Source organism: Citrobacter sp. Cb023, from assembly GCF_030336805.1.
GTDB classification, from domain to species: Bacteria; Pseudomonadota; Gammaproteobacteria; order Enterobacterales; family Enterobacteriaceae; genus Citrobacter; species Citrobacter braakii.
Genome location: NZ_JAOWCV010000040.1, coordinates 1 through 13210, shown reverse-complemented (window position 1 = coordinate 13210; position 13210 = coordinate 1). Strand labels below are relative to the sequence as shown.

Here is a 13210-nt window from a genome sequence, read left to right as displayed (position 1 = left end):
CTTGCAGTCACAGTATGGTCATTTCTTAACTCATGCGCATCGGACAATACCAGCTCAGAAATCGCCTGATCGCAGCACCTATGGCTGGCATCACTGACAGACCATTCAGGACGCTGTGCTATGAGATGGGAGCAGGATTGACGGTATCCGAGATGATGTCTTCTAACCCGCAGGTTTGGGAAAGTGACAAATCTCGTTTACGGATGGTGCACGTTGATGAGCCAGGAATTCGCACGGTGCAAATTGCCGGTAGCGACCCTGTTGAGATGGCCGATGCCGCACGTATTAACGTGGAAAGCGGCGCCCAGATTATTGATATCAATATGGGGTGTCCGGCTAAAAAAGTGAATCGCAAGCTCGCAGGTTCAGCCCTCTTGCAGTACCCGGATCTAGTGAAATCAATACTAACCGAGGTCGTCAATGCAGTGGACGTTCCTGTCACACTCAAGATTCGCACCGGCTGGGCTCCGGAACACCGTAACTGCGTAGAGATTGCCCAACTGGCTGAAGACTGTGGCATTCAGGCTCTGACCATTCATGGACGCACCCGCGCCTGTTTGTTCAATGGAGATGCTGAGTACGACAGTATTCGGGCAGTTAAGCAGAAAGTTTCCATTCCGATTATCGCGAATGGCGACATTACTGACCCGCATAAAGCCAGAGCTGTACTCGACTATACGGGGGCGGATGCCCTGATGATAGGACGTGCAGCTCAGGGAAGACCCTGGATCTTTCGGGAAATCCAGCATTATCTGGACACTGGGGAGCTGCTGCCCCCGCTGCCTCTGGCAGAGGTGAAGCGCTTGCTTTGTGCGCACGTTCGGGAACTGCACGACTTTTATGGTCAGGCAAAAGGGTACCGAATTGCGCGTAAACACGTATCCTGGTATCTCCAGGAACACGCTCCGGATGACCAGTTTCGGCGCACATTCAACGCCATTGAAGATTCCAGCGAACAGCTGGCGGCGTTGGAGGCATACTTCGAAAATTTTGCGTAAACAGAAATAAAGAGCTGACAGAACTATGTTCGAACAACGCGTAAATTCTGACGTACTGACCGTTTCTACCGTTAACTCTCAGGATCAGGTAACTCAAAAGCCCCTGCGTGACTCGGTTAAACAGGCACTGAAGAACTATTTTGCTCAATTGAATGGTCAGGATGTTAACGATCTCTATGAGCTGGTACTGGCTGAAGTAGAACAGCCCCTGTTGGACATGGTGATGCAATACACCCGCGGTAACCAGACCCGTGCTGCCCTGATGATGGGCATCAACCGTGGTACTCTGCGTAAAAAACTGAAAAAATACGGCATGAACTGATACTAATCAGCGAAATGTTTGTTTTAAAAGGCGCTACTCGGCATGGGGAAGCGCCTTTTTTATTAACGTCACACGGGAGGCTTTGGCGATGAACGCAAGATGTGAACCTGTCTATTTTGGCGATGAATCTAAAAAGATAATCCTGGGTGATGCTCTGACCGAACTGAAAAAGCTGCCGTCAGAAAGCGTCGATCTCATTTTCGCCGACCCACCTTATAACATCGGTAAAGACTTTGACGGGATGGTGGAATCCTGGGACGAAGAGGCCTTTTTGGCATGGCTGTTTGAGTGCATTGACGAGTGCCATCGCATTCTCAAATCACACGGCACCATGTACATCATGAACAGTACGGAGAACATGCCGTATATCGATCTCAAATGCCGCCAGCTCTTTACCATCAAGAGCCGTATCGTGTGGTCATACGATAGCTCCGGGGTGCAGGCCAAAAATTACTTTGGTTCGATGTATGAACCGCTTCTGATGATGGTAAAAGATCAGAAAAACTACACGTTTAATCGTGATGATATTTTGGTTGAAGCCAAAACGGGCGCTAAACGTGCACTGATAGACTACAGAAAGAACCCGCCCCAACCTTACAACCAGAAAAAAGTACCAGGCAATGTCTGGGAGTTTCCACGCGTTCGTTATCTGATGGACGAATACGAAAATCACCCCACTCAAAAACCCAAAGCCCTCCTTGAACGCATCATTCTGGCTTCCTCCAGTCCAGATGACAGCGTGCTGGATCCGTTTGCCGGTAGCTTCACGACCGGTGCCACTGCCGTGGAATTAGGTCGCAAGTTTGTCGGGATTGAAATCAATGCCGAGTACGTAAAAATGGGGCTCAGAAGAATGAGCATTGGTTCGCATTTTTCAGAGAATGAACTTGCAAAGGTGAAAAAGCGGAAGACAAAAAATCTGTCTAAAAAGAGTCGATTAACAGCAAAGAGCGGCGATCTTTCAGCAAAGTAAAGGCATTGTAAGTCTGCTTTTCAGCTTGCAGATTTCGTGTATATTCCCTGCACGCTTGGGCATGAATACACAGGGTTTGGTAATGATTCGCAAGTATTGGTGGCTGGTTGTTTTTGCGGTCTTCGTTTTTCTCTTTGATGCGCTGCTCATTCAGTGGATAGAGCTGATGACAACGGAGCACAATAAGTGCCGGAATATGAATTCTGTAAACCCCCTCAAGCTGGTCAACTGCGTCGACCTCGAATAGCACGACGAAAAATACGTCGACAGCCGTCAGGCCCTGGCGGCTAAAACTATCCTGGCTGATTTTCACTCTGCATTAATTGCATTACACAGCCGTCTGGGCTTAACATTTTTAATACGTTATCAACTAATACTGGCGCTTGCCCATACAAATCATAACTCACTGGATTCATTAACCAGTTTTTTATTATTCCGCTAAAGCTACCGTGCAGAATAATGATGATGACATCTAAATCCAGACTGGTGGCAATCAGATTTTCATCCACGCACTTTTGCAGTGAATCACGAATGCTTTGATGACTGAGACCTATTTTATCGCGAATGGTCTGTTCTGATATCATATCGTTATGAAATTCACATTTATGATATAAAATTTGCATTAATGCCTGCTGGCGAGGATTCTGTGCAATATATTGCAATCCCACCACAAACTTTTCACGCAGCCGCTGTAAAGGATTATCCCCCCAACGACCAATAAGCTTATCCTGAATAAGATCGCGTAATGGAGGTTGTTGTAACCATAGCGCATTGAACAATTGCGTCTTATTTTCAAAATGCCAATAGAGCGCCCCCCGCGTCACGCTGGCGGCATCCGCAATGTCGTTTAACGTCGTATTGCTAACACCACGCACGGCAAACTGCATAATCGCTGTTTCTATCAGGTGCTGTCGTGTTTTGAGGGCATCAGCTTTCGTTTTTCTGGCCATGGTTTCGACTGTCTGAGGTAAGGTAGAGAATGATTAACTTTCTTATGTAATATTTGCTAAACGGAACAAATGTATCACTTAGCGTTTATTTAGACGAGTTCTAAAACAGTTAATTATGGATATTGCACACGAATAAACAAAACAAATAACAACCACCAATATATTCATCAACCAAATACTTATTTCAATATGTGTTTATGCGCATCATTGCATTACTATTAAAACCATAATGAAACAACCGAAGATAAATCCTTTTTTGTTTTTACGTGCCGTGTATCGCGCCCATAAATAAGTATTGCTTACATCGCAAGCTAATAATTTGTAGGATAGCCAACCATTATTTTCACTTGTGCGCGTTATCGCCTCTGCGTTACCCGGTTAATAACGAGCGTTCGGTTTTTTAAGGAATAGAAATGACGAAAAATGCCAGGTTTTCACTCCTGCCCTCATTCATCATCATGTCCGCTGTATTACTCGCCGGTTGTAACGATCAGGGAGAAACACAAGCTCACCCCGCAGAGCCGCAGGTGACTGTCCATGTCGTCGAAAAGGCGCCTTTAGCCGTGACGACCGAATTACCTGGGCGCACAACAGCATTTCGTATTGCTGAAGTCCGTCCTCAGGTCAGCGGGATTGTACTTAAACGGAATTTCACCGAGGGAAGCGATGTTGAAGCCGGTCAGTCGCTTTATCAGATCGATCCTGCGACTTACCAGGCCGACTACGACAGCGCCAAAGGCGAACTGGCAAAGAGTGAAGCGGCAGCAGCTATCGCACATTTAACGGTAAAACGTTATGTCCCGCTGGTTGGCACTAAGTACATCAGCCAGCAAGAGTACGATCAGGCCATTGCTGATGCTCGCCAGGCCGATGCCTCCGTTATCGCGGCAAAAGCGGCGGTCGAAAGCGCTCGTATCAACCTGGCCTACACCAAAGTGACATCGCCCATTAGCGGACGTATCGGTAAATCTAACGTCACCGAAGGCGCATTAGTCACGAATGGCCAGGCAACTGAACTTGCTACCGTGCAACAACTTGATCCTATTTACGTCGACGTAACACAGTCCAGTAATGACTTTATGCGCCTTAAACAGTCCGTTGAGCAAGGGAGCCTGCATAAAGACAGCGCCAGCAGTACCGTCGAACTGGTGATGGAAAATGGTCAGTCGTACCCGCTGAAAGGTGCGTTGCAGTTCTCTGATGTCACCGTTGATGAAAGTACCGGATCCATCACCCTCAGGGCCGTATTCCCTAACCCACAGCACACGCTGCTGCCGGGCATGTTTGTGCGTGCTCGTATTGATGAAGGCGTCCAGCCGAATGCCATTCTCGTTCCCCAACAAGGGGTAACGCGTACGCCACGCGGTGATGCAACGGTGATGGTTGTCAATGACAAGAGTCAGGTCGAGGCTCGCACCGTCATTGCTACTCAGGCGATAGGTGATAAGTGGTTAATCAGCGAGGGCTTACAGCCTGGCGATAAGGTTATCGTCAGCGGATTGCAGAAAGCGCGTCCCGGCATAAAGGTTAAAGCAACCACCGATACCGAAACTCCAGCCGCAAAAACTGCGCAATAAGGTAACCGGACATGGCTAACTTTTTTATCAATCGCCCTATTTTTGCCTGGGTTCTGGCCATCATTCTGATGATGGCAGGGGCTCTGGCAATCATGCAACTGCCCGTTGCACAGTATCCGACCATTGCACCTCCTGCGGTCGCTATTTCTGCCACCTACCCAGGTGCGGATGCGCAGACAGTACAAGACACGGTTACGCAGGTTATCGAACAGAATATGAACGGTATCGATAACCTGATGTATATGTCCTCCACCAGCGATTCCTCCGGGAGCGTCACCATTACTCTGACTTTCGAGTCGGGTACTGACCCGGATATCGCACAGGTCCAGGTGCAAAACAAATTACAGTTAGCGATGCCCTTACTGCCACAGGAAGTACAGCAGCAGGGGATCAGCGTCGAGAAATCCAGTAGCGGTTTCCTGATGGTGGCGGGTTTTGTCTCCGATAATAACAATCTGACGCAGGATGATATTTCCGACTATGTGGCGTCTAACGTTAAAGACGCAATAAGCCGAACAGCAGGTGTCGGCGATGTCCAGATGTTTGGTGCACAGTACGCAATGCGCATCTGGCTCGACAGCAACGCAATGAACAAATATCAGTTGACTCCGCTGGACGTTATCAATCAACTGAGAACGCAAAACAATCAGATTGCCGCAGGCCAACTGGGAGGCGCACCATCCGTCCAGGGTCAACAACTTAATGCCTCCATTATTGCTCAGACACGCCTGAAAACGCCGGAAGAGTTTGGTCGCATAACGCTGAAGGTGGGCCAGGATGGCTCAATGGTTCACCTCAGAGATGTAGCCCGCATCGAACTCGGCGGCGAAAACTATAACATGGTGACGAAAATTAATGGTCAGCCCGCAACAGGTCTGGGCATTAAGCTGGCGACCGGTGCAAACGCGCTGGATACTGCCGCAGGCGTCAAAGCAAAGCTGGCTGAGTTACAACCTTTCTTCCCGCAAGGTTTGCAAGTGGTTTACCCCTATGACACTACACCATTTGTAAAAATCTCGATTAACGAGGTGGTGAAAACGCTGTTTGAAGCCATCATCCTCGTCTTCCTGGTGATGTACCTGTTCCTGCAAAATCTGCGCGCCACGCTGATTCCAACTATCGCAGTGCCTGTCGTGCTGTTGGGAACATTCGCGATCCTCGCCGCATTCGGATTCTCCATCAATACGCTAACGATGTTCGGAATGGTGCTGGCCATCGGCCTGCTGGTCGATGACGCTATCGTGGTAGTAGAAAACGTCGAACGCGTCATGGCGGAAGAGAAACTGCCGCCCAAAGAGGCGACGCAGAAATCCATGGTCCAGATCCAGGGCGCGCTGGTCGGGATCGCGATGGTACTCTCGGCGGTATTTATCCCCATGGCGTTCTTTGGCGGCTCGACCGGCGCCATTTACCGCCAGTTCTCTCTGACCATTGTTTCAGCGATGGCGCTTTCTGTTCTGGTCGCCCTCATTCTTACGCCAGCGCTTTGTGCAACGCTGCTAAAACCCGTTTCCGCCGGACATGTTGAAAAGAAAGGCGGTTTTTTCGGATGGTTTAACGCCCTGTTCGATAAAAGCGTCGGGCATTACAGCAATAGTATCAGCGGTATTCTGCGCAAAACCGGACGCTACTTGTTGCTATATGTTCTTATCGTCGGCGGAATGGCTGTTCTGTTTTTACGCCTCCCTACCTCCTTCTTGCCCGAAGAGGATCAGGGGGTCTTTATGACAATGGTGCAACTTCCTGCCGGTGCGACACAGACGCGCACACAGCAGGTGCTGGATCAGATTCAGAATTACTACCTGAACCAGGAAAAAGCGAACGTAAAATCGGTGTTCACCGTTAATGGCTTCAGCTTTAGCGGCCAGGGACAGAACTCCGGTATCGTCTTTATTAGCCTCAAACCATGGGAAGAGCGTTCGGGCGATGAAAACGGCGTGACGGCTATCGTCGAACGTGCGACCAGGGCGTTCAGCCAGATTAAAGATGGACTGGTGTTCCCGTTCAACATGCCTGCCATTCTTGAACTGGGTACCGCGACCGGCTTTGATTTTCAGTTAATTGATCAGGCTAACCTCGGTCATACAGAACTGACGAAAGCCCGGAACCAGTTGCTGGGTATGGTGAGAGAACATCCGGATTTGCTGGTGCGCGTGCGCCCTAACGGTCTGGAAGATACCCCGCAATTTAAGCTGGATATTGATCAGGAAAAAGCCCAGGCGTTAGGCGTAAGTCTGTCGGATATAAACCAAACGATTTCCACGGCCCTTGGCGGCACCTATGTGAACGATTTTATCGATCATGGCCGAGTGAAAAAGGTATACGTTCAGGCTGACGCGCCGTTCCGTATGTTACCCAACGACATCAACAATCTCTACGTACGTAGTGGGAATGGTGAAATGGTGCCATTCTCTGCGTTCAGTTCGTCGCATTGGATTTATGGTTCACCCCGCCTGGAGCGTTACAACGGTATGCCATCAATGGAAATACTGGGAGAGGCCGCGCCGGGTCGAAGCACCGGTGAAGCCATGGCACTCATGGAAAACCTGGCAGCACAGCTGCCAACCGGTATCGGCTATGACTGGACGGGGATGTCATATCAGGAACGGCTCTCCGGCAATCAGGCACCTGCGTTATACGCTATTTCGTTAATCGTCGTCTTCCTGTGTCTCGCCGCATTGTATGAGAGCTGGTCTATTCCATTTTCAGTCATGTTGGTTGTACCGCTCGGCGTGGTCGGTGCGCTTCTGGCGGCGTCCATACGCGGTCTGAATAACGACGTTTACTTCCAGGTAGGTCTGCTGACTACCATCGGTCTTTCCGCCAAAAACGCTATCCTTATCGTGGAGTTTGCCAAAGACCTGATGGATAAAGAAGGTAAAGGGTTGATTGAAGCCACACTGGAGGCGTCACGCATGCGTCTTCGTCCAATCCTGATGACATCCCTGGCGTTTATTCTGGGGGTTATGCCTCTGGTTATCAGCCACGGAGCGGGTAGCGGGGCACAGAATGCGGTTGGTACAGGCGTAATGGGAGGCATGCTGACCGCGACATTGTTGGCAATCTTCTTCGTCCCCGTCTTCTTCGTTGTCGTCAGACGGCGTTTTAGTCGGCGCAACGTTTAATTTGTAAAATAAAGGCGTCTTCGGACGCCTTTTTCACCCAAGATGCCCCTCTTTATTTATTAATAAGATAGCCATTTATTTCTAATAAACCCTTCCTGAAAAACTCGCCAGTCACCTTTCTTTTTATCCATTATTTTTACAATCCACATGAATTGAGATTATTCCTCATGTCAGTATTTTTTTAAGAAGTGGTAAAATAATCGCCGAGTTCGCAGATGGCTTAGCGTTTGTCTTTGCTCAATTAGCGAAACGCTTATTTTTGAGGTAACACCATGAAAAGATTAATATCCGTTGCATTGCTTACCGCATTCCTGGCCGGCTGTGCACACGATTCTCCTTGCGTACCTGTATACGACGATCAGGGGCGCCTGGTTCATACCAATACCTGTATGAAAGGCACCACGCAGGATAACTGGGAAACAGCCGGTGCCATCGCCGGTGGCGCAGCAGCCGTTGCCGGGCTGACGCTTGGGATAGTCGCCCTGACCAAATAAATCTTCTTAAAAGCGCGGTGGGTACCGCGCTTTTTGCAATAAGAATTAAATCTTTATATAAGACAAAACGTTGGTATATAGCACTCAACGTATAATAAAATTATTATAGATTTGCCTCACATATCCACGATTTGAAATTAGCATTTTTTCAGTTCTTCGTAACAGCGCGCTTTCTTTTCATTATTCTCACGTCATCAATATTAACGTACGAAATCGTTATCACGCGTCCGGTTTGATTTTTAAATTTTTTGCGCCGGAATGTGGCTTACGTTTCAATTTTGCACCACTTCAGGGCGCTGCATTTATTTTTTCCTGTCTACACTCTGGATATTGCGTCGAATAATCGTGCGCAAAAACCTGGCACTACCTTTGCTTAAAAGAGTATGGCCATAGCCACAGACAGGTAAAAGACGTTTTCAGAACGTTTCCATAACAATAATTCCTCCACACAGGATGCTCTATGAAAAAGATGATAATAGCCAGCCTGGCTGCGGCCGGCGTGCTGCTTGCGGTTGCAAATCAGGCACATGCCGGCGCAACACTTGATGCCGTAAAGAAAAAAGGTTTTGTGCAGTGTGGGATCAGTGACGGGTTGCCTGGCTTTTCTTATGCCGATGCAAGCGGTAAGTTCTCAGGTATTGATGTCGACGTATGTCGTGGCGTTGCCTCCGCCGTATTTGGCGATGATAGCAAAGTAAAATATACCCCGCTCACCGCCAAGGAACGCTTTACCGCACTACAATCTGGTGAAGTCGACATGCTCTCTCGTAATACCACCTGGACCTCCTCTCGTGACGCAGGAATGGGAATGTCTTTCACTGGCGTAACGTATTACGACGGCATTGGTTTTCTTACCCACAATAAAGCGGGTCTCAAGAGTGCTAAAGAGCTGGATGGCGCAACGGTTTGTATCCAGGCAGGAACAGATACCGAACTGAACGTGGCTGACTACTTTAAAGCCAACAACATGAAGTACACCCCTGTCACTTTTGACCGCTCGGATGAATCAGCTAAAGCTCTGGAATCTGGACGCTGCGACACGCTGGCTTCCGACCAGTCTCAGTTGTACGCCCTGCGAATCAAGCTGAGTAATCCTGCGGAATGGATTGTCCTGCCAGAAGTTATTTCTAAAGAACCGCTGGGACCTGTTGTACGTCGTGGAGACGATGAGTGGTTCTCCATTGTTCGCTGGACGCTGTTCGCCATGCTGAATGCGGAAGAAATGGGCGTTAACTCGAAAAACGTCGATGAAAAAGCGGCTAATCCTGCAACGCCGGATATGGCACACCTGTTAGGCAAAGAAGGGGATTATGGTAAGGATCTGAAGCTTGATAACAAATGGGCTTACAACATTATCAAGCAGGTAGGTAACTACTCGGAGATCTTTGAGCGTAACGTGGGATCGGAAAGCCCACTGAAGATCAAACGTGGACAGAACAACCTCTGGAATAACGGTGGCATTCAATATGCGCCACCGGTGCGCTAATACGTAGTGATGTAACGGGCGCCGCGACTGCGGCGCTCAGTCCAGAGTCATAGTTACCGAGGTTTTCTTATGTTCCATCGCCGCTCAATCGTAAAAGGATCGTTATCCTTTTCTAACCCTGCGGTCCGCGCCTGGTTATTTCAAATACTTGCCGTCATTGCAGTCATCAGCATTGCGGTCTATCTCATCCATAACACGATAAATAACCTGAATAATAGCGGTATTACCTCGGGATTCTCTTTTCTCGATCGCAGCGCCGGATTTGGTATTGTCCAGCATCTGATCGATTACGAGCAAGGCGATACGTATGGCCGTGTCTTTATCGTTGGCCTGCTCAATACGCTATTAGTTTCTGCACTGTGCATTGTTTTCGCATCAATTATTGGTTTCTTTCTCGGACTGGCACGCCTGTCAGATAACTGGTTATTACGAAAGCTCTCGACGATCTACATCGAAACGTTCCGCAATATACCGCCGCTGCTGCAGATCTTCTTTTGGTATTTCGCCGTATTACGTAACCTGCCCGGCCCACGTCAGGCCGTTAACGCGCTGGACTTGATGTTTCTGAGTAACCGGGGGCTCTATATTCCGGCACCGCAAATAGGAGAAGGATTTTTTGCCTTTTGCGGCGCTGTAATTATCACTATCGTCGTCACTATCGGGCTATTTCGCTACAACAGAATACACCAGACTAAAACCGGTCAGCTACGCCGGACCTGGCCCACGGCTCTGGCGCTGATCGTGCTTTTACCGATGATCTCACAGTGGCTGTTTGGCGCAGCGCTTCACTGGGATATCCCCGCCCTTCGCGGTTTTAACTTCCGTGGCGGTATGGTGCTTATTCCCGAACTGGCTGCCCTGACGCTGGCGCTTTCAGTGTATACCTCGGCGTTTATTGCAGAAATTATTCGAGCGGGAATCCAGGCCGTTCCTTATGGCCAACATGAAGCAGCACGCTCGCTGGGTCTGCCAAATCCGGTGACACTGCGCCAGGTGATCATCCCACAGGCGCTGCGCGTCATCATTCCCCCATTAACCAGCCAGTATCTGAATATCGTCAAAAACTCCTCTCTTGCGGCCGCTATTGGCTACCCGGATATGGTTTCACTGTTTGCCGGCACGGTACTCAATCAAACAGGGCAAGCCATTGAAACCATTGCTATCACGATGTCGGTGTACCTGATCATCAGCCTGAGCATTTCTCTGCTGATGAATATTTATAACCGCCGTATTGCACTGATTGAGCGCTAAGGAGCCATGATGACAAAAGCACTGCTGTCTCACCCCTCGCGTCAGAATAGTAACCCGGCAAGCCGCAGTCTACTCTGGATGCGTAAAAACCTGTTCTCCAGTTGGTCAAATAGCCTGCTCACGCTGCTGTGCGTTTGGCTGATTTGGTCATTTCTTCCGCCACTGCTGAACTGGGTATTCTTTCAGGCCAACTGGGTCGGTTCAACCCGCGCAGACTGCACCAAAGCTGGGGCTTGCTGGGTGTTCATTCATGAACGCTTTGGGCAATTCATGTATGGACTTTATCCCCACGATCAGCGCTGGCGCGTAAATCTGGCCCTGATCATTGGCCTGGCCTCTATCGTCCCTATGTTCTGGAAATCTATTCCCCACCGTGGCCGCTATATCGCCGTCTGGGCCGTCGTTTATCCCGTGGTGGTCTGGTGGTTGATGTACGGTGGTTTTTTCGGACTTGAGCGCGTAGAAACCCGACAGTGGGGCGGATTAACACTGACGCTTATCATTGCATCCGTGGGGATTGCGGGCGCGCTTCCGTGGGGTATTTTACTGGCGCTTGGACGCCGGTCTCATATGCCAGTCGTGCGGATTTTATCCGTCATTTTCATTGAGTTCTGGCGCGGTGTGCCGTTGATTACCGTCCTTTTTATGTCCTCGGTCATGCTTCCTCTGTTTATGTCCGAAGGGACCAGTATCGACAAACTTATCCGGGCGCTGGTCGGCGTGATTCTTTTCCAGTCGGCGTATGTCGCAGAAGTGGTTCGCGGAGGGTTACAGGCCCTACCAAAAGGTCAGTATGAAGCCGCTGAATCACTGGCGTTAGGGTACTGGAAAACGCAAGGGCTGGTCATTCTTCCGCAAGCCCTCAAGCTGGTTATTCCGGGTCTGGTTAACACGATTATCGCCCTGTTTAAGGATACCAGTCTGGTCATCATCATCGGCCTGTTTGATCTCTTCAGTAGCGTGCAGCAGGCAACTGTGGACCCTGCATGGTTGGGTATGTCGACGGAAGGATATGTTTTCGCCGCACTGATTTACTGGATCTTCTGTTTTAGCATGTCGCGTTACAGCCAACATCTGGAAAAACATTTTAACACCGGGCGTACACCGCACTGAGGAATTTATGAGCCAATTATTAATGCCGTCTACCGACGCGATGATTACGCTGGAAAACGTCAACAAATGGTACGGACAGTTTCACGTCCTGAAAAACATCAACCTGAAGGTAAAGCAGGGAGAACGCATCGTATTATGCGGACCTTCCGGTTCGGGTAAATCGACAACTATCCGCTGTATCAACCATCTGGAAGAGCATCAGCAAGGACGTATTGTGGTGGATGGGATCGAACTCAATGAAGATATCCGCAATATTGAGCGCGTCAGACAAGAAGTTGGCATGGTTTTTCAGCACTTTAATCTCTTTCCTCATTTGACGGTCCTGCAAAACTGCACGCTGGCACCAATCTGGGTACAAAAGATGCCGAAAAAAGAGGCTGAAGCTCTGGCAATGCACTACCTTGAGCGAGTTCGCATTGCTGAACATGCGCATAAATATCCTGGGCAAATCTCTGGTGGGCAGCAACAGCGCGTGGCCATTGCACGCTCGCTGTGCATGAAACCTAAAATTATGTTATTCGATGAACCCACATCAGCGTTGGATCCTGAAATGGTAAAAGAAGTGCTTGATACCATGATAGGTCTGGCACAATCAGGCATGACCATGCTGTGTGTTACCCATGAAATGGGCTTTGCCCGCACAGTGGCCGACCGGGTGATCTTTATGGATCTTGGCGAGATTGTTGAACAGGCAGCACCGGATGAGTTTTTTGCTCACCCCAAATCTGAACGCACTCGTGCGTTTTTGTCGCAGGTTATCCATTAAAGCCATGCGCCGGATACAACCCGGCGTTTAACAGATAAAACAAAAGGCCCAGTCTTTCGACTAGGCCTTTTGTTTTTATTTGATGTCTGGCAGTTCCCTACTCTCGCATGGGGAGACCCCACACTACCATCGGCGCTACGGCGTTTCACTTCTGA

At 49.3% G+C, this 13210-nt stretch carries 12 protein-coding genes; 11 read left to right on the top strand and 1 reads right to left on the bottom strand.

Annotation, left to right across the window (positions count from 1 at the left end):
- Window positions 1-32: 32 nt before the first annotated feature.
- The 4 genes from dusB to OGW44_RS20970 all read left to right on the top strand — a co-directional run bounded on the left by dusB (window position 33) and on the right by OGW44_RS20970 (window position 2540).
- Complete coding sequence (gene dusB, locus OGW44_RS20985) at window positions 33-998, top strand: tRNA dihydrouridine synthase DusB (protein ID WP_003025224.1); 966 nt, start codon at window positions 33-35, stop codon at window positions 996-998.
- A 25-nt stretch (window positions 999-1023) separates the two neighbouring features.
- The gene (fis, locus tag OGW44_RS20980; protein ID WP_000462905.1) at window positions 1024-1320 is read left to right on the top strand and encodes a DNA-binding transcriptional regulator Fis; all 297 of its coding nucleotides are present in this window, start codon (window positions 1024-1026) and stop codon (window positions 1318-1320) included.
- An 88-nt stretch (window positions 1321-1408) separates the two neighbouring features.
- Window positions 1409-2293, top strand: a complete 885-nt coding sequence (gene yhdJ, locus OGW44_RS20975; RefSeq protein WP_047499792.1) for an adenine-specific DNA-methyltransferase — start codon at window positions 1409-1411, stop codon at window positions 2291-2293.
- An 82-nt stretch (window positions 2294-2375) separates the two neighbouring features.
- Window positions 2376-2540 (top strand): DUF2556 family protein, encoded by a 165-nt coding sequence (locus OGW44_RS20970; protein WP_185654408.1) that lies wholly within the window; start codon window positions 2376-2378, stop codon window positions 2538-2540.
- 46 nt (window positions 2541-2586) lie between these two features.
- Here the strand turns inward: OGW44_RS20970 and envR are convergent, their stop codons facing one another.
- Window positions 2587-3243 (bottom strand): acrEF/envCD operon transcriptional regulator, encoded by a 657-nt coding sequence (envR, locus tag OGW44_RS20965; protein WP_016154726.1) that lies wholly within the window; start codon window positions 3241-3243, stop codon window positions 2587-2589.
- 413 nt (window positions 3244-3656) lie between these two features.
- Here envR and OGW44_RS20960 point away from each other — a divergent pair, with 413 nt between their 5' ends.
- From OGW44_RS20960 to OGW44_RS20930, 7 genes are all read left to right on the top strand, one after another.
- The gene (locus OGW44_RS20960; protein WP_075848814.1) at window positions 3657-4820 is read left to right on the top strand and encodes an efflux RND transporter periplasmic adaptor subunit; all 1164 of its coding nucleotides are present in this window, start codon (window positions 3657-3659) and stop codon (window positions 4818-4820) included.
- A gap of 11 nt (window positions 4821-4831) precedes the next feature.
- The gene (locus OGW44_RS20955; protein ID WP_016157598.1) at window positions 4832-7945 is read left to right on the top strand and encodes an efflux RND transporter permease subunit; all 3114 of its coding nucleotides are present in this window, start codon (window positions 4832-4834) and stop codon (window positions 7943-7945) included.
- A 272-nt stretch (window positions 7946-8217) separates the two neighbouring features.
- The gene (locus OGW44_RS20950; protein WP_003025292.1) at window positions 8218-8439 is read left to right on the top strand and encodes a lipoprotein; all 222 of its coding nucleotides are present in this window, start codon (window positions 8218-8220) and stop codon (window positions 8437-8439) included.
- A gap of 460 nt (window positions 8440-8899) precedes the next feature.
- Entirely contained in the window at window positions 8900-9925 is a 1026-nt protein-coding gene (locus OGW44_RS20945; protein WP_003025295.1) for an amino acid ABC transporter substrate-binding protein, read from the top strand.
- Window positions 9926-9994: 69 nt separating this feature from the next.
- A complete protein-coding gene (locus OGW44_RS20940) occupies window positions 9995-11176 on the top strand; it encodes an amino acid ABC transporter permease (protein ID WP_185654407.1) in 1182 nt (393 codons plus the stop codon).
- A 9-nt stretch (window positions 11177-11185) separates the two neighbouring features.
- Window positions 11186-12289, top strand: coding sequence for an amino acid ABC transporter permease (locus tag OGW44_RS20935; RefSeq protein ID WP_075848812.1), 1104 nt, complete (start codon window positions 11186-11188; stop codon window positions 12287-12289).
- 7 nt (window positions 12290-12296) lie between these two features.
- A complete protein-coding gene (locus tag OGW44_RS20930; RefSeq protein WP_016154732.1) occupies window positions 12297-13055 on the top strand; it encodes an amino acid ABC transporter ATP-binding protein in 759 nt (252 codons plus the stop codon).
- The last annotated feature ends 155 nt before the right edge of the window (window positions 13056-13210 follow it).

Bases quoted from the DNA above. Each gene is read 5' to 3' on its own strand.
- dusB (WP_003025224.1), top strand. From the start codon at position 33: ATGCGCATCGGACAATACCAGCTCAGAAATCGCCTGATCGCAGCACCT.
- fis (WP_000462905.1), top strand. From the start codon at position 1,024: ATGTTCGAACAACGCGTAAATTCTGACGTACTGACCGTTTCTACCGTT.
- yhdJ (WP_047499792.1), top strand. From the start codon at position 1,409: ATGAACGCAAGATGTGAACCTGTCTATTTTGGCGATGAATCTAAAAAG.
- OGW44_RS20970 (WP_185654408.1), top strand. From the start codon at position 2,376: ATGATTCGCAAGTATTGGTGGCTGGTTGTTTTTGCGGTCTTCGTTTTT.
- envR (WP_016154726.1), bottom strand. From the start codon at position 3,243: ATGGCCAGAAAAACGAAAGCTGATGCCCTCAAAACACGACAGCACCTG.
- OGW44_RS20960 (WP_075848814.1), top strand. From the start codon at position 3,657: ATGACGAAAAATGCCAGGTTTTCACTCCTGCCCTCATTCATCATCATG.
- OGW44_RS20955 (WP_016157598.1), top strand. From the start codon at position 4,832: ATGGCTAACTTTTTTATCAATCGCCCTATTTTTGCCTGGGTTCTGGCC.
- OGW44_RS20950 (WP_003025292.1), top strand. From the start codon at position 8,218: ATGAAAAGATTAATATCCGTTGCATTGCTTACCGCATTCCTGGCCGGC.
- OGW44_RS20945 (WP_003025295.1), top strand. From the start codon at position 8,900: ATGAAAAAGATGATAATAGCCAGCCTGGCTGCGGCCGGCGTGCTGCTT.
- OGW44_RS20940 (WP_185654407.1), top strand. From the start codon at position 9,995: ATGTTCCATCGCCGCTCAATCGTAAAAGGATCGTTATCCTTTTCTAAC.
- OGW44_RS20935 (WP_075848812.1), top strand. From the start codon at position 11,186: ATGACAAAAGCACTGCTGTCTCACCCCTCGCGTCAGAATAGTAACCCG.
- OGW44_RS20930 (WP_016154732.1), top strand. From the start codon at position 12,297: ATGAGCCAATTATTAATGCCGTCTACCGACGCGATGATTACGCTGGAA.